The following is a 21,027-nucleotide window of genomic DNA, read 5'->3' as shown; positions in this document are numbered from 1 at the left end:
GCCGCGTCACGGAACCTCGCCGCGTCGCCGCACCCCCTGGGCGAGCAGCCCGCCCGCGAAACCGGTCGCAAGTCCCCACACCATGGCGAGGCCCAGCGCCGTCCCCGGCCGGGGTCTCAGGAACAACACGCCGGACAGCCCGCCGCCGAGGTCGCCGACCCCGATGAGCGACAGGCCGTAGTGCGCCGATACCCGGCACAGCAGGCAGACGGCGAGAACCGCCGCCACCAGCGCGACCGCCATGTGCACGGCGTGCCGCCACGGCCGCATCCACGCCGGTGAGCGGGCCGCCAGCACGAACCCGGCGGCGATCAGCAGCACGGCGTCCACGGCCACGAGCCACCACACCCGGCCGTCGTACCGGGCGAGCGCACGAAGGTTCAGCGTCGAGATGTCCGGAGTCCGCAGCACCTCGTCGAGCAGATGCGGCACGGGCAGCCCGAACGGCCCGTCCACCCGGCCGTGCCAGGTTGCGCCCATGCCGAGGGTGAGCACCGGCCACACCAGGTTGGGCAGGCCCAGCAGGACCAGCGCGAACGTCTCGGCGGGATGCCCGCGGGCCGCCGCCGCCACCAGCGCCACGACGGCGCCCAGGGCGACGCAGGCGAGCAGCAGGGCCACCATGGCGTAGGCGGCGGGCCGCACCGACTCCTGGAAGCGCAACAGCCGGGCCGGCAGCGGCGCACCTCGTGACACCAGCAGGGCGAGGACGAGCACGCCCGCCAGCCAAAGCAGACCGAACAGCACGGTCGGCCACAGGTCCGTGACGAAGCCGATCCTCGGGGAGATCCCGAACAGGCTGCCGATGTCGCCGATGGTTCCGGTGCCGAGCGGGACCGCGAAGGTCTGGCGGGCCGCCAGGGCGAGGCCGACGAGTGCCGCCAGCCACAGCACGGCGATCCGCCCGGCCCAGCCCGCCAGTTCACGCCCGCTCGCGACGGCCCGCTGCCGCAGCGGGCGCAGGAATCCCGTGGCGAGCACCAGCCCCCCGGCCAGCGTCACCGACAGCGGCATCACCGTCAGCCCCGCCCGTGTGCCGGCCAGCACGCCGGCGTCGCCCGCCAGCCTCACACTGCCGCCGACCGCGACGACGACCACGGCCACGACCACGCGGGGGAACCCGCCCTCCGGGATGTCGCTGCCGCCGGCCGCCCACAGCCCGAGCGCGGCGAGCGCGCCCATGACGACCAGCCCGGCCAGCACGGTGACGCCGGCACGCACCCATCCGTGCGGTACGAGTGCCGGGCCGCCGGTGCGGGTGGCGGCCCGGCCGGGCGGGCTCGTGGCGCTCACACTGCCACGCTAGGCAGCCCCACGGCGCCTCGCACGGCCACGCCACTTCCTCCCCGAGCGCATCGGTCTCCTCCCCGAGCGCGTCGACGGCCGCATCGGTCGACGGCAGGGCCGCGGCACCCGTCAACTTCCGCCACCAGCCCGGCCGCACGGCCGGGCGGCTTCACCCAGGGCAGAACGGCGCTCCCTTCCCGTGGCGCCCCGGATCCCTAGGCTGAAGGGGTGAGCACTCATGCGCCGAACGAAGCCCGCGTCATCCCCCTGCGCCCGCAGACCGCGCCGCCCCGCTCCGGTGGGGCGCCCCGCACCCCGCAGCGACCGGCGGGGGCCCCGCAGCCACCCGCGCCCAAGGAGCCCCTGTGGCGTGACCTCGTCGGTGATGTGCTGCGGCGCGAGCGGCTCGCCCAGGAGCGCACGTTGAAGGACGTCGCGGAGGCGGCCCGGATCTCGATGCCGTACCTGTCCGAACTGGAACGAGGCCGCAAGGAGGCCTCCTCCGAGGTTCTCGCGGCCGCCGCCCAGGCCCTGGGGCTCGGCCTCGCCGACCTGCTCTCGCTCGCCCAGGACGAGTTGGCCCGGTACGCCCGGAGCGGGGTGGGCAGGGGCCGCAGGTCGCCGACGGCGCAGTACGACGGCCTCTGCCTCGCCGCCTGACCGGACCGAGGGCCGGCACGGCGGGGGCGCGCCCTGCCGTACCGGCCTCCGGCTCCGGCCGCTCCGGGCTCAGACGAACGCGAGCCGTCGGCTCAGCACCTCGTCGGCGAGCCCGTAGGCGACGGCCTCCTCGGCGGTGAACACCTTGTCCCGGTCCATGTCGGCGCGCAGCGTCGCCACGTCGTGGTGGGTGTGACGGGACAGGACCTCCTCCACCTGGGAGCGGATGCGGACCATTTCCTTGGCCGCGAGGCTGAGGTCGGAGACCGTGCCCTGCCGTCCGCCGCTGGCCGGCTGGCCGAGCAGCACCCGCGCGTGCCGGAGCACGAACCGCCGTCCGGGATCTCCGCCCGCCAGCAGCACCGCTGCCGTGGAGGCCGCCTGGCCGACGCAGAACGTGGAGATCGGCGACTGCACGAACGTCATCGTGTCGTAGATCGCCATCAGGGAAGTGAACGATCCTCCGGGCGAGTTGAGGTAGATCGAGATCTCGTGCTCGGGATTCGACGACTCCAGGTGCAGGAGTTGCGCGATGACCACATTGGCGACCCCGTCGTCGATCTCGGTACCGAGGAAGATGATCCGCTCGTTGAGCAGCCGGCTGAAGACGTCGTAGGACCGCTCACCCTGCGCGGTCCGCTCGATGACGTACGGAACCGTGTACGACCCCATGTCACAGCCCCATCCGTCGGCGCGACGCGGCCGGGCGGACGTCGGCGAGCGACTCCACCACCCGGTCCACCATTCCGTACTCCCTGGCCTGCTCGGCCGTGAACCAGCGGTCCCGATCGCCGTCCCGAGCGATCGTCTCCTCGCTCTGCCCGGTGTGCTCGGCGGTGATCCGCTCGATGGCCTTCTTGGTGAACTGAAGGTTCTCCGCCTGGATCTCGATGTCCGCGGCGGTGCCGCCGATGCCCGCCGACGGCTGGTGCATCATGATCCGTGCGTTCGGCAGCGCGAACCGCTTGCCCCGCGTCCCGACGGTGAGCAGGAACTGCCCCATGCTCGCCGCGAACCCCATCACCAGCGTCGAGACGTCGTTCGGGATGAGCCGCATCGTGTCGTAGATCGCGAGCCCCGCGGTGACCGATCCGCCGGGGCTGTTGATGTACAGGCTGATGTCGGTACGCGGATCCTCCGCCGACAGCAGGAGCAGCTGCGCGCACACCCGGTTGGCCGACACCTCGTCGACCTGAGTGCCGAGGAAGACGATCCGCTGGGCGAGCAGCTGTGCGGCGAGGTGGTCGTCGAAGCGGCTGGGCGTGGTGTCGCCCTCCTCCGCCCGCGGCGCGAGCGTGGTGAGTGGAGTCATCGGGTCTCCTTGTCGGTGGCGTGGATGCCGTCGACTCCACTCTTGACCTCGGGAGATCCCCCGATGCGGTTTCTCTGCCCGCCGCAGATTCGCCGTGGGCAGAGGCCACGGCTCAGCTGTGCTCGCGCAGCTGCCGGAAGAACGCCCGTACGTCCTCCACCAGCAGGTCCGGCTCCTCCATGGCCGCGAAGTGCCCGCCCCGGTCGAACTCCGTCCAGCGCACCATGTTCTCCGTACGCTCCGCCCTGTGCCGCAGCGGGATCTGGATCTCGGCGGGGAAGACCGCCAGTGCGGTCGGCGCGGTCGACGGTTCGGCCGGCGCGGCGGCCCGGCCCGTGGTGTGCGCCCGCTCGTAGTAGATCCGGGACGACGAACCGGCGGTCCCGGTCAGCCAGTACAGCATCACGTTGGTCAGCAGCAGGTCCCGGTCGACGGCCTCCTCGGGCAGCTTCTCGGAGTCCGTCCACTCGCGGAACTTCTCCACGATCCAGGCGAGTTGGCCGACGGGCGAGTCGGTGAGCGCGTACGCCAGCGTCTGCGGCCGGGTGGCGTGCAGCATCGCGTAGCCCGCGCCCTCGCGCAGCCACGCGTCCCACCGGCGCCACGAGGTGAGCGTGCGCTCCCGCTCCTCGGGGCTCAGCGCGGCCAGCTCCTCGGCGGTGGGCTCGGTGGTCTGCTGCGCACCGGGAAGCAGGTTCAGATGGACACCGATCACCCGCTCCGGGTGGGCACGTCCCAGCTCGCGCGAGATCGCCGAGCCCCAGTCACCACCCTGTGCTCCGAATCGCCGATGGCCGAGCCGGTCCATCAGCTCCACCCATGCGTCGGCGACCCGGCCCGCCTCCCAGCCGGTGTCCCGGGTCGGCCCGGACAGACCGAACCCCGGAATGCTGGGCACCACCACATGGAACGCGTCGGCCGGATCGCCCCCGTGGGCGGCCGGGTCGGTGAGCGGCCCGACCACGTCGAGGAACTCCACGATCGAGCCCGGCCAGCCGTGCGTGATGATCAACGGGGTCGCGTCCGGCTCGGGGGAGCGCACATGGGCGAAGTGGACGTGTGCGCCGTCGATCTCCGTCGTGAACTGCGGCCACGCGTTCAGCCGTGCCTCGGCGGCCCGCCAGTCGTAGTCGTGGCGCCAGTACCGTACGAGCTCCTTCAGATAGTCGCGGGGCACCCCGTACGCCCACCCCGCACCGGGCAGCTCGTCGGGCCAGCGGGTGCGGTCCAGCCGGTCGTGGAGATCGTCCAGGTCGCTCTGGGGGATCGCGAGACGGAAGGGCCGGATGCTCTCGGCGGGCGATGACGTCATGGCCGTGATGCTAGTTCCGGCCGCCTGGACCGCGACACGGATTGATCCGCGGCTCAGCCGATGAGTTCCGGGGCGAGGATCGGTCTGCACAGGTGACCGCTTCCACACTCCAGGAGGTACACATGGCCACCGAGGGATTCACCACCTGTCTCTGGTTCGACGGCCAGGCCGAGGACGCCGCGCACCACTACGTGTCGATCTTCAAGAACTCCAGCATCGGGCAGGTCGGCCGCTACACGGAGGCCGGCCCCGGCCCCGCCGGTTCCGTGATCGCCGTCGACTTCACGGCCAACGGCCACAAGTTCGTCGCGCTGAACGGCGGACCCCAGTTCACGTTCAACGAGGCGATCTCCTTCCAGATCTACTGCGAGAACCAGGAGGAGATCGACTACTACTGGACCAGGCTCACCGAGGGCGGCGGCCAGCCGGGCCCCTGCGGCTGGCTCAAGGACAAGTACGGCGTGTCCTGGCAGGTCATCCCCGACGGGCTCCTCGACATGGTCGGCGACCCGGACCAGGAGAAGGCGGCCCGCACCACGCGCGCGATGCTGTCGATGGGCAAGCTCGACATCGCCGCCCTGGAGAAGGCGTACGCGGGCGAGTAGCCACCGCGGGGCGACGGCCGGCCCACCGGTGACGGGGTGAGCCGGCCGCCCCGGCTACGCCTGTGCCAGCGCCGTCACCTCGTCGGCGTTCAGGGCGCGCCCGTACACCCGGAAGTCGTCGACCGCTCCCTTCAGATGCGGGTCGGCGTACTGCGACCTGCCGATGTACCCGGCGCGGATGCGGTTGCCGAAGTTCCGCGGCTCACGGTCACCTTCGCGTTGCGGCCGTCCGATCCACGGGTGGCGGACCGTTCGAACCCGTGCACGCGGGCGCCACCGCGCCTATTCCTTGACAGGAATATAACTGGAGAGGCATATTCAGAGAGTGTCCGACGCCTCCCTCTGGACGGCCCTCGCCGATCCCCACCGACGGGTCATCGTCGCCCTGCTCCTGGAGCGGCCGCGGGCCGTCGGTGAGATCGTCGAGGCGTGCGGTCTGAGCCAGCCGAGCACGTCGAAGCACCTGAAGGTGCTGCGCGAGGCGGGCCTGGTGCGTGTGCGCCAGGACGCACAGCGCCGTGTCTACGCCCTCGACCCGGCGCCGATCGCCGAGCTCGACGCCTGGCTCGCCCCCTACCGCAAGCTGTGGAACAGCAGCCTCGACGCGCTGGGGCGGCGCCTCGACGAGACGTCGGACGACGTCGACGAACCCCCCGCGAAGGACTGATCCGCCATGCCCGCCGACCTCACCGGCACGTACCTCACCCTCGACGACGGCCGTCCCGCAGTCCGCTTCAGCCGCGTCTACGACCACCCCATCGACCGTGTGTGGCGCTTCGTCACCGATCCCGGCGAACTCGCCCAGTGGTTCCCCTCCCGCGCCGAGTTCGACCTGCGCCCCGGTGGAACGGTCCGGTTCAGCGGGGACCCGAACATGCCCGAGTCCACCGGCACGGTCCGGGCCGTGGACGCGCCCCGGCACCTGTCCTTCGCGTGGGGCGGTGACGAACTGCGCTTCGACCTGGAGGCGCTGGACGACAAGCGGACCCGTTTCACGCTCACCAACGTCCTGAGCGAGCGGAACACCGCCGCCCGCAACGGCGCCGGCTGGGAGGTGTGCCTCTCCGCCCTGGACGCGAAGGCCCGCGGCGAACGCTTCGAGGGCCCGCACGCCGGGCTGTCGGCACCCTGGAAGGAGTACTACGAGGGCTACGTCGACGCCGGGGTCCCCTCGGGCGCGCCCGTCCCCGGCGCCGAGGTCTGAGCGCTCACGCCATCTGCCGCCGCACCAGCTCGTGCAGCCGGCCGGTCGTGTCGGCGAGGAGCCGGGAGGGCGGGCCCTGCTGGGCGATCCTGCCGTCCTCCATCACGATGACACGGTCCGCGTCCAGCACCGTGGACAGGCGGTGGGCGATGACGATCCTGGTGGCGTTCAGGGCGCGGGTGGATTCGATGACCTTGCGCTGCGTCTCGTTGTCCAGCGCGCTCGTCGCCTCGTCGAAGAACAGGATGCGCGGTCGGCGGATCAGCGCCTGGGCGATCATGAGCCGCTGCCGCTGGCCGCCCGAGATCGCGCCGCTGCCCTGGACGATGGTGTGCAGCCCCATCGGCATCCGCTGGATGTCCTCGGCCAGGCCCGCCATCTCGGCCGCCGCCATCGCCTCCTCGGGGGTGTACGGCTCGGTGCCGCAGATGACGTCCAGGATGGACCCGTTCATCGGCTGCGCGTGCTGGAGCACCACCCCGCACTGACGGCGCACCGCCGACTGGTCGAGCGCCGAGAGGTCCTGACCGTCGTAGAGCACGCTGCCGGACACGGGCTTGTCGAAGCCGATCAGCAGACGCAGCAGCGTCGACTTGCCGCAACCGCTCGGCCCCACGATCGCCACGAACTCGCCCGGTTTCACCTCGAAGGAGACGTCGTCGAGGACCAGGGGACCGTCGTCGGCGTACCGGAACGAGAGCCTGCGCGCCTCGATCGCCCCGGAGAGGACCCCCGGCCGGGTGCTCGCCGTGCGCACCTCGGGTGTCGCGTCCAGCACCGGCCTGATCTCCTCGAACAGCGGCAGCGCGGCCACCGCCGACACGAACGCGCCGGTCAGCTGGGTGACCGAGGTGAGCAGCATGGTCATCGAGGTGTTGAAGGTGAGGAAGTCGGCGGCCGACAACGCACCCTTCGCGGGCCCCGCCAGCAGCATGAACAGCAGCAGGGAGCACAGCGGCAGATACACCGCGCCCAGCACCGTGGTCAGGTTCTTGATCCGGCCCACCTTCTGCTGGAGTTCGCGGCTGCGCGCGAACTCCCGTGCCCAGGCGGCGTAGGCGTAGTTCTCGGCCGCCGCCACCCGTAGCTTGGGCAGGCCGCGCAGGGTCTGGAACGCCTGGTTGTTCAGCTTGTTGCTGAGCTGCACCAGCCGCCGCTGCCAGCGCACCTGCCACAGTCCGAGCCCGAGGAAGACGGCGGCGATGACGACGAGCATTCCGATGGCGGCCATGGCCATGGGCACGCTGTACCACAGCAGCAGCCCCAGGTTCATCGCGCCGACCGTCACCGACTGGGCCACCGTGGGCCCGACTCCGGCGAGGAGCCGCCTGATCGCACTGACCCCCATCGCGGCGCTCGCCAGCTCGCCCGTGGACCGCTCGGCGAAGAACTTCGTCGGCAGCCTCAGCAGCCGGTCCCAGACCGCGGGCTGGAGGGTCGCCTCGATCCGTCCCTCGAGGCGCAGGATGGTCAGGTTCTCCAGCAGCATGAAGGCGGCCGCCACCACTCCGGTGACCATGAGGGCGAGGCAGACCTGGACGATCAGCCCTTCCTGCGCCTTCGGCACGTACTCGCCGAGCACCTTGCCGGTGGCGATCGGCACCAGCGCGCCGATCGCGACGGTCACCAGTCCACCGATCAGCAGGTTGACCAGATCCCCGCTCATGCCGCGCATGCTGAACCGCAGCAGCCTGAGCGGACTGAGGCGCTGGTCGGGCAGCGGGCGGTAGAACATCACGGCCCGGGGCGCGAACTCCGCCGCGTTCGCCTTCTCGATCGGTGTCTCGCGCCCCGACGACGGGTGCACGGCGACATAGCCGCCGCGCCGCCACAGCAGCGCCACCGGCGCGCCCGACAGGGCCCGGTGACCGACCAGCGGGCCGACGTTCTCGTGCCACCAGCGCCCGTCGAGCCGTACCGCCCGGGTGCGGACACGGGAGGCGACGGCGATGCGCTCCACCGGGTCCAGGCGGTCGCTCTCGGCGCCGCTCCGCGTGGGTTCGGCGAGGGTGATGCCGGCCGCGCGGGCCACCAGTCCGCACGCCGCGTAGGTGGCGTCGGCGTCGGCGGCCGTGGTGCGCCGCTGCGAGGACTTCCCGATGGACGCCAGCAGCGTCCGGTCGGCCTGGGCACGGACCGCCTCGCCCGCTTTGATACCGGCCGCGGTACGGGTCTCGTGGGTGCGCTCCAGTTGCTCGATCCACCTGTCCAGGGTGGCCAGGAGGCGGTACTGCTGGTCGACCATGCCCTGCCAGACGGCAGGGTCCATCAGCAGGTCGGCCGCGGCCTCCGCCCCGTACAGCGAGCCGTACTGGACGCTGCCCGGCGGCACCTGCATCCAGAAGACGTCGTCGTCGGTGATGTCGGCGGCCCGCTCGGTGGCCATCGGCGCCTGGAACAGGATCGACAGGCTCCGGCCGACACCGAGAGCCAGGGCGTACTCCAGGGGACTCGTCGTCGGCGGTACGTACTGCGGGTTGCCGTACTCGTCGTACGACCAGGTCTGGGTGTCGGCCTGCTGGTACAGCTCGCGCAACTGGATACGGCGCACCACGCAGTCGCGCACCGGCCGGGCGACCAGGGTGTGCTGGGGCCCCGCGACCGGGCCGAGCAGCAGGGAGCCCGGCTCCAGACGGCCCAGGTGGTGCCAGTGGCCCTGTACCGCCGCGTCGACGGCGAACAGGTCCAGCGCGCCGGACGCCACGAGCCACAGCACCTGCGGCCCCTCCAGGTCGAGCCGGCTCAGGCCCGAGCCGTCGATGGGGGCGCCCATCGCCCCCAGCGCGCCCAGGACGACGTCGCCCTCGTGCACCGCCGTCATCCTCACCGCTCCCTGACCAGCTCGGCGTACGCGCCGCCGGCCGCCACCAGGGCGTCGTGCCGCCCGCGTTCCACGATCGTGCCGTGCTGGAGCACCACGATCTCGTCACTGTCGCGCACCGTGCTCAGCCGGTGCGCGATCACCACGCAGGCGCAGCCGCGCTTGCGAAGGTTGTCGATCACGGTCTGCTCGGTCTCCGCGTCCAGCGCACTGGTCACCTCGTCGAGCACCAGGATGCTGGGGTCGCGCACCAACGCCCGTGCGATCTCCAGGCGTTGGCGCTGCCCGCCGGAGAAGTTCCGTCCGTCCTGCTCCACCCGGCTGTGGATACCGCCCGGGCGGCGCATCACCACGTCGTACAGGGCCGCGTCCCGCAGGGCGGCGACCACGGCGTCGTCCGGGATCGACGGGTCCCAAAGGGCCACGTTGTCGCGGACCGTGCCCTCGAAGAGGAAGATCTCCTGGTCGACGAAGGAGACCGAGGCGGCGAGCGCGCCGCGCGGAATGTCCTCCAGACGCTGCCCGTCGATACGGATCTCGCCCTCCCAGGGCGCGTACAGGCCGGCGATCAGCCGGGACACCGTGGACTTGCCGCTGCCCGAGCCACCGACCAGTGCCACCTGCTGGCCCGGGCCGACAGTCAGGCTGAAGCCGCTCAGCAGCGGCTTGTCGAGCGGGCTGTAGCCGAAGGTGATGTTCTCCAGCTCCACATGGCCGTGCAGCCGGCGCGTCGACGCGCCGCCGCCCGAGCGGCCGTAGAGCGGGTCGGCCTGGAAGCTCTCCACGTCCTTCAGGCGGGCCACGTCGGCGGCGAAGTCCTGGATGCGGCCCGCGACCCCGTTCAGACGTGTCAGCGGTGCGGTGAACCGGGTCACCAGGGCCTGGAAGGCGACCAGCAGACCCACCGAGATGTGCCCCTCCACCGCCCTCAGGCCGCCGATCCACAGGATCAGCGCACTGTTGAGCGTGGCGAGCGTCGGCGCGACCACACCCAGCCAGGCGCTCGGCACACCGAGCCGCTGCTGCTCCTCCAGGGTCGTGGCGTGCTGGCCGGCCCACTTGCGGAAGTAGCCGTCCTCACCGCCGGTCGCCTTCATCGTCTCGATCAGCTGCAGGCCGGTGTAGGCGGTGTTGGTCAGCCGCGCCGTGTCCGCGCGCAGCTTCGCCGTACGGGTCGCCCGCAGCCGTACGACGACCCGCATCGCCACCACGTTCAGCAGCGCCACCCCGATGCCGACGAACGTCAGCTGCGGGTCGTAGGTGTACAGCAGCACCGCGTACAGCACCACGACGATCGCGTCGACGCCCGCCGCAGCGAGGTCGCGGGCCAGGGTCTCGGCGACCGCGTCGTTGGACTGCAGACGCTGCACCAGGTCGGCGGGGCTGCGCTGGGCGAAGAACGTCACCGGGAGCCGCAGCAGATGCCGCAGGAAACGGGCGCTGGAGAGCGTGGAGGAGATGATCCGGCCGTGCAGCAGGTTCGCCTGCTGCAACCAGGTGAGCACCACCGTCAGCAGCACACAGGCCGTCATCGACGTGAACAGCACGCCCAGCAGCGAAGTCTGTCCGCCGATCAGGAACATGTCGATGTACGTGCGGCTCAGCGCGGGCAGCGCGGCGCCGACCATCACCAGGAGCAGGCTCGCCAGGACCGCGGCGGGCAGGGTGCCCGCCGTGCCGCGCAGCCGGGCCGGCATCGCGCCCAGGATGCCCGGCCTGCGGCCGCCCCGGGTGAAGCCCTCGCCGGGTTCCATCACGAGGACTACCCCGGTGAAGCTCGTGTCGAAGTCCTCCATCGGCACGAAACGGCGGCCCTTGCCCGGGTCGTTGACGTACACGCCCCGGCGGCCGAAACGGCGCCCCATGCCGTCGTAGACGACGTAGTGGTTGAACTCCCAGAACAGGATCGCGGGCGCGTTCACCTCGGCGAGCGCGGCCGTGTCCATCTGCATGCCCTTGGCCGTCAGACCGTAACTGCGGGCCGCCTTGAGGAGGTTGCTGGCTCGTGAGCCGTCCCGGGAGACACCGCAGGCGATGCGCAGCTCCTCCAGCGGGACGTGCCGGCCGTAGTGGCCGAGCACCATCGCCAGGGAGGCGGCGCCGCATTCGACGGCCTCCATCTGCAGCACGGTGGGCGTGCGGACCGTTTTGCGCCGGGACTTGGGCACGGTGCGCTTCGGCGGCGCGGCACGGCGTCTGCCCCGCACCGGGGGCAGGGTGTCCTGGGGAGCGGTCACGGCAGGAGCCAATCGACGGGACGCTGATCGGCCATGCGGATCGAACCCGTGGCCAGGGTCATGGAGGAGAGGGGGAACGGGGGGCCGTCCGCCGACGACCACTTGTAGCCGCTCTTCGTGCCGGACGACGTGTCGAGCCGCACCAGCACGGCCACCGGGCGACCCTTCTTGGTGAACTGCTCGCCCAACTGGTCGTCCCCGAGGAACGCGGCGATCTGCTGAGCCGACTGGGCCGTGCGGTCGACGGACCTCACATGGCCGCGCAACACGCCGTACTGCTGGGCCGGCACCGACTGGACGGTGAGGTCGACGGCGGCGTTCGCGGGAATCGACGCGGCGTTCTCGGCGGGCACGTACACCGTCGCGTACAGCGGGTCGGAGGCGTGCTCCACCTTCTCCACCGCGGCGACGTTCGCCCCGGTGCGGATGATCTGCCCGATCGTGGCGGCGAGTTCGGTGATACGGCCCGCGGCGACCGTGCGGACCACCGACTCGCCCTGCTCCGTACGGACCTTGATCACGGGCGCGTTCGCGGGCAGCCGCTCGCCCTGCTCGGCGAGGACCGCGGTGACCTGTCCGGCCACCGGGCTCTGCAGGAGGTAACTGCCCTCAGCGTGCGTGAGGATGGCGGGCGCGCTGACCGTGGAGGCCACCGAGCCGGTGACGGCCCACACCGACGCGGCGGCCATGGCGACCACCGTCACGGCCAGGACCAGCCAGCCCTGGGGGCGGGCGAAGCGCACCGGGAGATCGAGCTCCTCGGGCGACTGCAGCTTGGCGAGGGCCTGCTGGCGGAACTGCACGGAACTTCCCTCACCTACTCCAGAAGATTCACGGCATCCGAGAGTCCCGGAACCGGGGAGCGGTTCCGGGACTCAGCGGTACAGGGGTGCGATCAGAGACCGGCGACCAGGTTCGTGACCGGGGCGGTGTTCAGGCCGGTGACACCCTCGACGGTGCCGACGGCCGTGCCGACCAGGCCGGAAACCGGGGCGATGCCGTCCACCAGGCCGGTCGCGGTGCCCACGGCGTTGATCTGCAGGCCACCGGACACGGCGTCGAGCTCGGCGTCCGAGATCTCGGCGGTCTCAACCCGGGGGGTGGAGTTCATGATGGAACTTCCCTTCGTATGGATAGTCACAAGGGGGAGCGGCCCCTTCTGGGGACAGACGGTCGGCCGCGATCCGCGAGCGCCGGGCACCCCGTTGCCGGGACCCCTGGGGTGGCCCCCGCGGTGCAACGGATCAAAGCACGGCGGCGTGCGGCGGTTCCAATCAACCACCGCTCTCACCTGGGCAATTGACGTTCCGATGCGCCGATCCGTGCAGGCGTGCGCACGTCTTGGGGCCGACTTCTTCACATGCCGCGCGGCATCGTCGCGCACGACCTCTTGCCACCCCGACAAGGAATGGGACAGTCCGGGTTCAATGACGCGGCGAGCGGTGTGCGTCTGTGCAGATCCGTCGCACATGGTGACCCGCTTGCGCATTCGATGTGCAGATTCCCTGAAGCCAGGATTCGGCCGAGCGTGACGAACCGAGAGTTACCGGCTGGTAGCGCGCTGTGTCCACGGCCCCTCGGTGAGTCGGTTCTTCAGCCCGGCCGGGCTCGACAGGTGCCTTTGCCACCTATTTCACGCTTTCGCATACGCCAACTCGGCCAGTTGCAAAGTCGGTTGAACACCCCACCGGACGCGCGCGTATCAACTGGCATCCAGGCGCCAGTCAGCTGCCGGACGGCGGCAACGGACCCCGTCCCCAGGAGGTCGAGAGTTGAGTCACAAACGCATACCCAAGCGCAAGGCCGCGATCGCGGTTGGAAGCGTGGCGGCGCTCGGAGCTGCGGCCCTTCTGCTGCCCAACGCCAACGCGTCCCAGACGGACTCGGCGTCGGGCGACACGCCGAAGACGTTCAAGTCGGCCGATGTCTCGCTGGTCGCCAAGCAGCTCGCATCGCAGTTGGGTGATGCCTTCGCGGGCTCCTACTACAACGCCGCAAAGCAGCAGGTCGTCGTCAACGTCGTCGGCGGCGACAGCAAGGTCGTCGACACCGTGAGAAAGGCGGGCGCGGTCCCCAACCAGGTGCACAACAGCACCGCCACGCTCCAGGCCGCCGCCAGGACGCTGCGGACCAAGGCGACGATCCCCGGCACCGCGTGGGCCGTCGACCCCAGGACCAACGAGATCCGGGTCACCGCCGACAGGACGGTCACCGGCTCCAAGTGGAACACGCTCCAGTCGACGGTCAGGAGCCTCGGCTCGGGCGTGGCGACCGTCAAGAAGTCGGCGGGCACCTTCAAGACCTTCGTGTCCGGCGGCGACGCCATCTTCGCGCAGGCGAACGGCGGCGGCGTCCGCTGTTCCCTCGGCTTCAACGTCACCGCCGGCGACGGCAGCCCGGCCTTCCTGACGGCCGGTCACTGCGGAGTCGCGGCGAAGCAGTGGTCCGACTCCCAGAACGGCCGGCCGATCGCCACCGTCGACCAGGCCACCTTCCCGGGCAACGGTGACTTCTCCCTCGTCAAGTACGACGACCCGAACACCCAAGCCCCGAGTGAGGTCAATGTCGGCAACGGGCAGACGGTCCAGATCACCCAGGCCGCGGACGCGGTGGTGGGCCAGCAGGTCTTCCGGATGGGCAGCACCACCGGGCTGCACGACGGAACCGTCACCGGGCTCGACGCCACCGTCAACTTCCAGAGCGAGACCAACCCGGGCGGCGTCGACACCGTCACCGGGCTCATCCAGACGAACGTCTGCGCCGAGGCGGGTGACAGCGGAGGCTCGCTGTTCACCCAGGACGGCAGCGCGATCGGTCTGACCTCGGGCGGCAGCGGCGACTGCACCACCGGCGGCGAGACCTTCTTCCAGCCGGTGACCACGGCGCTGCAGGCGACCGGCGCGACGCTCGGTGCCGGCGGCGCGGGCGGCGCCGGCGGCCAGAACGGTGCCGGTGCGGGCGCGGGTGGCCAGTCGGCGAGCCCGGGTGGCCAGCAGGGTGCCGGCGACCAGAGCGGCGCCGGCGCCGGTGCGGGTGACCAGAGCGGCGCCGGCGCTGGTGCGGGTGACCAGAGCGGTGCCGGTCAGCAGTCGGCGAGCCCTGGTGACCAGTCGGGCGGGGCAGCCGACCAGTCCGGCAACGTCGGTGACCAGTCGGGCAGCAGCGTGGGCGACGGCTCCGGACTGGTGTCGAGCCACTGACCGGGAAGCAACCGCGGTTCCCCCCGGTCAGTGGAACGGTCCGGCCCTCCGGCGGGAGGGCCGGACCGCTCCGTCTCCTGGCGTGTCCGCAGGGTTGCCCACGCGTCCCGTGGGCGGCCCGTCACCCTCCGTGGCGGGCGCGCCGTCCCCCACGCCCGCTCCACCGCGCATCCGCGAGCCGTCGGTCCGCGCGCTCACAGGGGCTGCGCGAGCGTCCGGGACGCGCTCTAATGGCAGGGTGGGCAGTGAGGGCACTGCGGGACGCAGAATGAGAACGCTGCGCGCGGAACTTGCCCTCAAGACGCTCGCGGCGGATCTCGACCCGCGCGAGCGTCTGCGACGTGTGCTCGAACAGGTGCTCGTCTTCACCGGAGCCACTCTCGCCGTCGTCTACAGTCCGGAAGAGGGCGGCGACCAGCTGACCCTCACCGAGTCGGCCGGCGTGCCGCGGGCGCTGTACGGGCTGCGCGACACCTACTCCCTCTCCGGCACGGCCCCCGCCGCCGAGGTGCATCGTTCCGGGCAGGCGCAGTGGCTCACCCCGGAGGACATCGGCCGCTGCGCCGACGCGCGCCGGATGCCCGCCCAGGACTTCTCGCTGGCCGTCCTGCCGCTGCGCGGAGGCGGATGCCTGGCCGCCGTCAGCGACGGCCCGGAGGGCTTCGACACCGACGACCGCGCGTGCCTGAAGCTGTTCGCCGAGGCCATCACCTGCCCGCCTCCGGGCGCGGCCGACACCGGTGGGCTGCCCGGCAGCTCCTTCTCGCTCGACATGGACAGCGGCCGGGTGCAGGTCGACGACGAGATGCTGGGGCTGTTCGGCATCGAAACCGGCGAGTTCGACGGTCGTGTCGAGACCCTGCTGGCCCGGACCGTTCCGGAGGACCTGCCCTCCGTGATGTCCGTCGTCGAGGCCGACCACATGTCCATCGGCGACCGGGAACTTGAGTTCCGCATCCTCCAGCCCTCCGGCGAGCCGAGGTGGCTGCGGCTGCGCGGACGGCTGCAGCCCGCCGGGGAGGGGCACCCGGTCCGGCTCGTCGGCACGGTCACCGACGCGTCCCAACTGCGCCCCGGCGTCAGCGACGTCACCCGCATCCAGCGGCTCGCCGCCGCCCTCGCCACAGCCGGCACCGTCCGCGACGTCAGCAGGGCCGTGGTCACCGCCCTGCGGGGCCCTCTGCGGGCGGACCGTATCGCCCTCGCCGAGCTGGAGTCCGACCGCCTCGTCGTCACCGTCCTGGACCCGCCCGAACCTGAGGCCTGGCCGGAGCTGTGGCGCACCGAGTGGCGCTCGGAGTGGCCGGACGCACCCGTCCGCGCGATGCCGACCCTCGCCACGGCCCTCAGGGAAGGCCGCGCCGCGATCTGGCCCGCCGGCACCCCACTGGAACCCGCGCTCGCCGAGGTCGGCCCCGGCGGTCTCGCCGTGCTGCCGCTGCCCGCCGGCGGGCGCATGGCCGGCGCCTGCCTCGTCGGCTGGGACAGCCCGCACGACTTCGGCCCCGACGAACGCGCCCTGCTCACCGCCGTCGCCGGTCTCGCCGGGCAGGCGCTCATGCGCGCCCACGCCTTCGACGCCGAGCACGAGCTGATCGGCATGCTCCAGCGCGCCCTCCTGCCGCGCCGCCTGCCCGCGCTGCCCGGAGCCGTCGCCGTCGCCCGCTATCTGCCCACCACCGCGGGTCTGGAGCTCGGCGGCGACTGGTACGACGTGATCCCGCTGCCCGACAACCACGTCGCCCTCGTCATCGGCGACGTCCAGGGCCACAGCGCCGGCGCGGCCACCCTGATGGGCCAGATGCGGACGGCGCTGCGCGCCTACGCGGCCGAGGGCCATCCCCCGGACGTCGTCGTCTCGCACGCCAACCGGCTCCTCGTGGACATGGAGTCGGACCTCTTCGCGACCTGCTGCTACGTCGACGTCGACATGGAGCAGGGCACCGCCTGGTACGTCCGCGCCGGGCATCTCCCGCCCCTGCTGCGCCACCCGGACGGCAGCACCGAGATCACCGAAGCGGAGGGCGGACCGCCCCTCGGGGTCGTCACCCGGGCCGACTACCCGATGAGCCCGCTCAGGCTGCAGGCGGGCACGGTCATCGCCCTCACCACGGACGGCCTGGTCGAGTCCGCCGACCTGGACATCGAGGACGGCCTCGCGCGGATCGCCGGCGAGCTTTCCGCCGCAGACCCCGCGCACCTCGGGCTCGTCGCGGACGCCCTGCTCGCCGAGGCGAACCGGAGCGACGACGTGGCGCTGCTCCTGGTGCGCTACGACGGCATGGCGATGCTCCCGCTGCGCGAGAGCTGGACGGTGTGGCGCGTTCCCGAAGCGGTCCGGCACGCCCGCCGCTTCACCCGGCGCACCCTGCGCTCCTGGGGCGTGCCGGAGGAGACCGACACGGTGCTCCTCGTCGTCTCCGAACTCGTCACCAACGCGCTCGTCCACACCGACGGCCAGGTCCGGCTCGACCTCACCCTGTCCAACCACCGGCTACGCGTCGCGGTCGCCGACTCCTCACCGCGCACGCCCGTCAAGCCGACCAGCATCGGCTGGGAGGCGACGGGCGGCCGTGGCATCGTGCTCGTCGAGGCCATGTCCGACACCTGGGGGACGCTCCCGGTCAGCGGCGGCAAGCAGGTGTGGGCGGACATCGTCCTGGAGCACTCGCCGGCCGACGCACAGGCCTGACCTCGATGACACCCTGGTGTCGTGCGTCTGCTCATGATGTCCGACACCCACCTCCCCAAGCGCGCGAAGGCACTGCCCGCGCCGCTGCTCGCCGAACTCGCGCGCGCCGACGTCGTGATCCACGCCGGCGACTGGGTGGACGTCGCCACGCTCGACCTGCTGCTGAGCCGGTCCGCCCGGCTCATCGGCGTGTACGGCAACAACGACGGCCCCGCCCTGCGCGCCCGGCTCCCCGAAGTGGCCCGCGCCGACCTCGACGGCCTGCGCCTCGGCGTCGTCCACGAGACGGGACCCGCCCAGGGCCGGGAACGCCGCTGCGCCGACCGGTACCCGGACCTCGATGTGCTGGTGTTCGGCCACAGCCACATCCCCTGGGACACCACCACGGACACCGGCCTGCGCCTGCTCAACCCCGGCTCCCCGACAGACCGCCGCCGCCAGCCGCACTGCTCGTACATGACGGCCACCGTGACCGGCGGGGAACTGACGGACGTCCGGCTGCACCTGCTGCTCCCGCGCACCGGAAATCCCGTGGACTCCTGACAACCCGTTAGGGTGAGATGGGCCGGTGCTGATCGATGCCGACCTCGTACGCCGTCTGCTGGCGGCCCAGTTCCCGCAGTGGGCCCGCCTCCCGATCACCCCGGTCCCGGCCTCAGGCATGGACAACGCGACGTTCCGCCTCGGTGAGGAGCTGTCCGTGCGCCTCCCGCGCTACCCGCACTGGGCGGGCCAGGTCGAGCGGGAGCAGACCTGGCTGCCCCGGCTCGCGCCCCATCTGCCGCTGCCCGTCAGCGAACCCGTCGCCAAGGGAGAACCCGGCGAGGGCTACCCCTACCCGTGGTCCGTCTACCGCTGGCTGGACGGCGAGACGGCCACCCCCGAAGGCCTCGCCGACCCCCGCCGCACCGCGCTCGAACTGGCCGCGTTCCTGGCCGCGCTGCAGGCGATCGATCCCACGGGCGGTCCGCTCCCGAGCAGAGCAACGCCTTTCGGGGCGTGCCGATGGGCGACGAGCGGGACTCGCTCGCCTGCGAGGCACGGGTACGGCCCAAGATCGAGGCGCTCGAACGGTCGGGCCTGATCGACGCCGACGCGGTGACGGAGGTCTGGGAGGCGGCCCTCGCCGCACCCGCCTGGCACCGGCCGCCCCTCTGGGTCCACGGCGACCTGGCCGTCGGCAACCTCCTCGCCGTGGACGGCCGGCTGAGCGCGGTCATCGACTTCGGCACCCTCGCCGTCGGTGACCCGGCGGTCGACCTGCTCGCCGCCTGGAAGTTCCTGCCGGAGAAGGTGCGCGGCGACTTCCGGGAGGCGATGGGCGTCGATGACGCCACCTGGGCCCGTGGCCGGGGCTGGGCCCTGGCGGGCTCGCTGCCGGTGCCGGACGACCCGTACTTCCGGCAGGACCCGGCCAGGGTGCGCACCGCCCTGCACCATCTGGAGCAGCTCATCGCCGACCACCGGAGTGAGCGCGCCTGAAAATCCGTTGCTGTCACCGTCACGGTCCTGCTGGACTGCAGGGGACAGAGCCGTCGAGACCCAGGAGCCCCCATGCGCACAGCGTTCATGTCCACCCAGCAAGGAACCAGCACCCTCCCTAAGGACATGACGCTCTGTGCCCACGCTGAACCTGGGAATCCTCGCGCACGTAGACGCGGGTAAGACAAGCCTCACCGAGCGGCTGCTGCACGCCGCCGGAGTGATCGACGAGATCGGCAGTGTCGACGACGGCAGCACCCAGACCGACACGCTCGCGCTGGAGCGGCAGCGCGGCATCACCATCAAGTCCGCCGTCGTCTCCTTCACGCTCGACGACATCACCGTCAACCTGATCGACACCCCTGGCCACCCCGACTTCATCGCCGAGGTCGAGCGGGTGCTGGGCGTGCTCGACGGCGCGGTGCTGGTCGTCTCCGCGGTGGAGGGCGTCCAGGCCCAGACACGCATTCTGATGCGCACCCTGCGACGGCTGCGGATCCCGACCCTCGTGTTCGTCAACAAGATCGACCGCGGCGGCGCGCACGACGACCGGACCCTCACTGCTCTCGCCGGGCGCCTCACCCCGTCGGTGGTCCCGATGGGACGGCCGTACGGACTCGGCACACGCGACGTGCACGTGGTGCCGTACGACAGCCACGACACCGCGTTCACCACACGGCTGCTCGACGTCCTCGCCGAGCACGACGAGGAACTGCTGGCCGCGTACGTCGAGGACGCGGTCTCCTGTGAAAGGCTGCGCCGCGCCCTCGTCGAGCAGACCGGGCGCGCCCTGGTGCACCCCGTGTTCTTCGGCTCGGCGATCACGGGAGCGGGTGTGGGCGAGCTGATCGGCGGTCTCACGGAACTGCTGCCGGCCGTCGAGGGCGACACCGAGGGGCCTGCCTCCGGCACCGTCTTCAAGGTCGAGCGGGGGCCGGCGGGGGAGAAGATCGCGTACGCGCGCCTGTTCTCCGGGACCCTGCGGACCCGCGACCGGCTGGTGTTCCGTGACGGACGAGAGGGCAAGGTCACCGCGATCAGTGTCTTCGACCGGGGCGGAGCGGACCGCGAGGCATCGGTGACGGCGGGCCGCATCGGCAAGCTGTGGGGCCTGACCGACGTCCGTATCGGCGACACCTTCGGCGAGGCGCCGCGCGCCGAGCAGCCGGGGCACCACTTCTCCCCGCCCACCCTGGAGACCGTCGTCGTCCCCGCCCGCCCGCGTGACAGGGGAGCGCTGCACCTCGCGCTCACCCAGCTCGCCGAACAGGACCCGCTCATCGCGCTGCGACAGGACGAGCTCCGCCAGGAGATCTCCGTCTCCCTCTACGGCGAGGTCCAGAAGGAGGTCATCCAGGCGACCCTGGCCGAGGAGTACGGACTTGCGGTCACCTTCCGCGAGACGACGCCGCTGTGTGTCGAACGGCCCGTCGGCACGGGCGCGGCGGTGGAGTTCAACAAGAAGGACCCCAACCCCTTCCTGGCCACCGTGGGCCTGCGTATCGACCCCGCCCCGGTCGGCTCGGGCGTCACGTTCCATCTGGAGGTGGAGCTCGGTTCGATGCCGTACGCCTTCTTCAAGGCGGTGGAGGACACGGTGAACGAGACCCTGAGGCAGGGCCTGCACGGCTGGCAGGTGACCGACTGCACGGTCACCGTGACGCACTCGGGCTACTCCGCGCGGCAGAGCCACGCCCACCAGGGCTTCGACAAGAGCATGTCGAGCACGGGTGCGGACTTCCGGGGCCTGACCCCGCTGGTCGTGATGACCGCGCTCAGTCGGGCGGGCACCCGGGTGTACGAGCCGATGCACCGCTTCCGGATCGAGGCCCCGGCGGACACGCTCGGCGCGCTGCTGCCGGCTCTCACCCGGTTGCGCGCGGTCCCGGGGACGACCTCACTGCGCGGGCGTGCCTGTGTTCTCGAGGGCCGGGTGCCGGCCGCCCAGGTGCACGAGCTGGAGCAGACGCTGCCGGGGCTGACCCGCGGCGAGGGCGAGCTGGAGTCCGCGTTCGACCACTACGCCCCGGTGACCGGTGGCGCGGTTCCGAGCCGCCCGCGCACCGACCACAACCCGCTGGACCGGGAGGAGTACCTGCTGCGGGTGATGCGGAGGGTGCCCGGGCGAGCGGCGGGGGTGCCGTCCTGAGACGCGACGAACGCACCGGAGGGTGCACGGGTGTTGACATAGGCCGTAAATCGCCCTGAGTGTAAT

At 71.7% G+C, this 21,027-nt stretch carries 19 protein-coding genes; 10 read left to right on the top strand and 9 right to left on the bottom strand.

All coding sequences use genetic code 11. The annotated features are described in order from the left end of the window. Nucleotides 1-6: 6 nt before the first annotated feature. The gene (locus ACFYZE_RS18865; protein ID WP_388994873.1) at nucleotides 7-1,293 is read right to left on the bottom strand and encodes a streptophobe family protein; all 1,287 of its coding nucleotides are present in this window, start codon (nucleotides 1,291-1,293) and stop codon (nucleotides 7-9) included. A 222-nt stretch (nucleotides 1,294-1,515) separates the two neighbouring features. Between ACFYZE_RS18865 and ACFYZE_RS18860 the strand changes: the two genes are divergently transcribed. Next, the gene (locus tag ACFYZE_RS18860) at nucleotides 1,516-1,947 is read left to right on the top strand and encodes a helix-turn-helix domain-containing protein (RefSeq protein WP_388994871.1); all 432 of its coding nucleotides are present in this window, start codon (nucleotides 1,516-1,518) and stop codon (nucleotides 1,945-1,947) included. Between the two features lie 69 nt (nucleotides 1,948-2,016). Here ACFYZE_RS18860 and ACFYZE_RS18855 read toward each other — a convergent pair whose 3' ends face one another. From ACFYZE_RS18855 to ACFYZE_RS18845, 3 genes are all read right to left on the bottom strand, one after another. Beyond that, complete coding sequence (locus ACFYZE_RS18855; protein WP_388994868.1) at nucleotides 2,017-2,619, bottom strand: ClpP family protease; 603 nt, start codon at nucleotides 2,617-2,619, stop codon at nucleotides 2,017-2,019. Nucleotide 2,620: 1 nt separating this feature from the next. Beyond that, nucleotides 2,621-3,259: a ClpP family protease gene (locus ACFYZE_RS18850; RefSeq protein ID WP_388994866.1), complete on the bottom strand. Its 639-nt coding sequence runs from the start codon at nucleotides 3,257-3,259 to the stop codon at nucleotides 2,621-2,623. 112 nt (nucleotides 3,260-3,371) lie between these two features. Next, a complete protein-coding gene (locus tag ACFYZE_RS18845) occupies nucleotides 3,372-4,571 on the bottom strand; it encodes an epoxide hydrolase family protein (RefSeq protein WP_388994863.1) in 1,200 nt (399 codons plus the stop codon). A gap of 122 nt (nucleotides 4,572-4,693) precedes the next feature. Between ACFYZE_RS18845 and ACFYZE_RS18840 the strand changes: the two genes are divergently transcribed. After that, nucleotides 4,694-5,176 carry a VOC family protein gene (locus ACFYZE_RS18840; protein WP_388994860.1) on the top strand — a complete coding sequence of 161 codons (483 nt, stop codon included), beginning with the start codon at nucleotides 4,694-4,696 and terminating at the stop codon, nucleotides 5,174-5,176. A 54-nt stretch (nucleotides 5,177-5,230) separates the two neighbouring features. On the opposite strand, the gene ACFYZE_RS18835 is transcribed toward ACFYZE_RS18840, so the two are convergent. Then, entirely contained in the window at nucleotides 5,231-5,311 is an 81-nt protein-coding gene (locus tag ACFYZE_RS18835; RefSeq protein WP_388995294.1) for a hypothetical protein, read from the bottom strand. Between the two features lie 190 nt (nucleotides 5,312-5,501). Here ACFYZE_RS18835 and ACFYZE_RS18830 point away from each other — a divergent pair, with 190 nt between their 5' ends. Next, nucleotides 5,502-5,843: an ArsR/SmtB family transcription factor gene (locus ACFYZE_RS18830; protein ID WP_388994857.1), complete on the top strand. Its 342-nt coding sequence runs from the start codon at nucleotides 5,502-5,504 to the stop codon at nucleotides 5,841-5,843. 6 nt (nucleotides 5,844-5,849) lie between these two features. After that, a complete protein-coding gene (locus ACFYZE_RS18825) occupies nucleotides 5,850-6,380 on the top strand; it encodes an SRPBCC family protein (protein WP_388994854.1) in 531 nt (176 codons plus the stop codon). Between the two features lie 4 nt (nucleotides 6,381-6,384). On the opposite strand, the gene ACFYZE_RS18820 is transcribed toward ACFYZE_RS18825, so the two are convergent. The 4 genes from ACFYZE_RS18820 to ACFYZE_RS18805 form a co-directional block, all read right to left on the bottom strand. Continuing rightward, entirely contained in the window at nucleotides 6,385-9,201 is a 2,817-nt protein-coding gene (locus ACFYZE_RS18820) for an NHLP bacteriocin export ABC transporter permease/ATPase subunit (RefSeq protein ID WP_388994850.1), read from the bottom strand. Between the two features lie 2 nt (nucleotides 9,202-9,203). Continuing rightward, entirely contained in the window at nucleotides 9,204-11,438 is a 2,235-nt protein-coding gene (locus ACFYZE_RS18815; protein ID WP_388994847.1) for an NHLP family bacteriocin export ABC transporter peptidase/permease/ATPase subunit, read from the bottom strand. Then, a complete protein-coding gene (locus ACFYZE_RS18810; protein WP_388994844.1) occupies nucleotides 11,435-12,241 on the bottom strand; it encodes an HlyD family efflux transporter periplasmic adaptor subunit in 807 nt (268 codons plus the stop codon). The genes ACFYZE_RS18815 and ACFYZE_RS18810 overlap by 4 nt, the downstream gene beginning before the upstream one ends. A gap of 92 nt (nucleotides 12,242-12,333) precedes the next feature. Further along, the gene (locus ACFYZE_RS18805) at nucleotides 12,334-12,549 is read right to left on the bottom strand and encodes a type A2 lantipeptide (protein WP_388994841.1); all 216 of its coding nucleotides are present in this window, start codon (nucleotides 12,547-12,549) and stop codon (nucleotides 12,334-12,336) included. A 661-nt stretch (nucleotides 12,550-13,210) separates the two neighbouring features. Here ACFYZE_RS18805 and ACFYZE_RS18800 point away from each other — a divergent pair. From ACFYZE_RS18800 to ACFYZE_RS18775, 6 genes are all read left to right on the top strand, one after another. Next, nucleotides 13,211-14,638 carry a S1 family peptidase gene (locus ACFYZE_RS18800; protein WP_388994838.1) on the top strand — a complete coding sequence of 476 codons (1,428 nt, stop codon included), beginning with the start codon at nucleotides 13,211-13,213 and terminating at the stop codon, nucleotides 14,636-14,638. 268 nt (nucleotides 14,639-14,906) lie between these two features. Next, nucleotides 14,907-17,330, top strand: a complete 2,424-nt coding sequence (locus ACFYZE_RS18795; RefSeq protein WP_388994835.1) for a SpoIIE family protein phosphatase — start codon at nucleotides 14,907-14,909, stop codon at nucleotides 17,328-17,330. Between the two features lie 21 nt (nucleotides 17,331-17,351). After that, nucleotides 17,352-17,873 carry a metallophosphoesterase family protein gene (locus ACFYZE_RS18790; RefSeq protein WP_388994832.1) on the top strand — a complete coding sequence of 174 codons (522 nt, stop codon included), beginning with the start codon at nucleotides 17,352-17,354 and terminating at the stop codon, nucleotides 17,871-17,873. A gap of 25 nt (nucleotides 17,874-17,898) precedes the next feature. After that, nucleotides 17,899-18,414, top strand: a complete 516-nt coding sequence (locus ACFYZE_RS18785; RefSeq protein WP_388994829.1) for a phosphotransferase — start codon at nucleotides 17,899-17,901, stop codon at nucleotides 18,412-18,414. Further along, nucleotides 18,336-18,812, top strand: coding sequence for a phosphotransferase (locus ACFYZE_RS18780; RefSeq protein ID WP_388994826.1), 477 nt, complete (start codon nucleotides 18,336-18,338; stop codon nucleotides 18,810-18,812). Before ACFYZE_RS18785 ends, ACFYZE_RS18780 begins: the two co-directional genes overlap by 79 nt. Before the next feature lie 136 nt (nucleotides 18,813-18,948). Next, nucleotides 18,949-20,961, top strand: coding sequence for a GTP-binding protein (locus ACFYZE_RS18775; RefSeq protein ID WP_388994823.1), 2,013 nt, complete (start codon nucleotides 18,949-18,951; stop codon nucleotides 20,959-20,961). Nucleotides 20,962-21,027: the final 66 nt, after the last annotated feature.

The organism is Streptomyces sp. NPDC001796 (genome assembly GCF_042892355.1).
Classification (GTDB): Bacteria; Actinomycetota; Actinomycetes; order Streptomycetales; family Streptomycetaceae; genus Streptomyces.
This window is presented reverse-complemented; position numbering and strand designations above follow the sequence as displayed.

Bases quoted from the DNA above. Each gene is read 5' to 3' on its own strand.
- ACFYZE_RS18855 (WP_388994868.1), bottom strand. From the start codon at position 2,619: ATGGGGTCGTACACGGTTCCGTACGTCATCGAGCGGACCGCGCAGGGT.
- ACFYZE_RS18850 (WP_388994866.1), bottom strand. From the start codon at position 3,259: ATGACTCCACTCACCACGCTCGCGCCGCGGGCGGAGGAGGGCGACACC.
- ACFYZE_RS18845 (WP_388994863.1), bottom strand. From the start codon at position 4,571: ATGACGTCATCGCCCGCCGAGAGCATCCGGCCCTTCCGTCTCGCGATC.
- ACFYZE_RS18840 (WP_388994860.1), top strand. From the start codon at position 4,694: ATGGCCACCGAGGGATTCACCACCTGTCTCTGGTTCGACGGCCAGGCC.
- ACFYZE_RS18825 (WP_388994854.1), top strand. From the start codon at position 5,850: ATGCCCGCCGACCTCACCGGCACGTACCTCACCCTCGACGACGGCCGT.
- ACFYZE_RS18820 (WP_388994850.1), bottom strand. From the start codon at position 9,201: ATGACGGCGGTGCACGAGGGCGACGTCGTCCTGGGCGCGCTGGGGGCG.
- ACFYZE_RS18805 (WP_388994841.1), bottom strand. From the start codon at position 12,549: ATGAACTCCACCCCCCGGGTTGAGACCGCCGAGATCTCGGACGCCGAG.
- ACFYZE_RS18795 (WP_388994835.1), top strand. From the start codon at position 14,907: ATGAGAACGCTGCGCGCGGAACTTGCCCTCAAGACGCTCGCGGCGGAT.
- ACFYZE_RS18780 (WP_388994826.1), top strand. From the start codon at position 18,336: ATGGGCGACGAGCGGGACTCGCTCGCCTGCGAGGCACGGGTACGGCCC.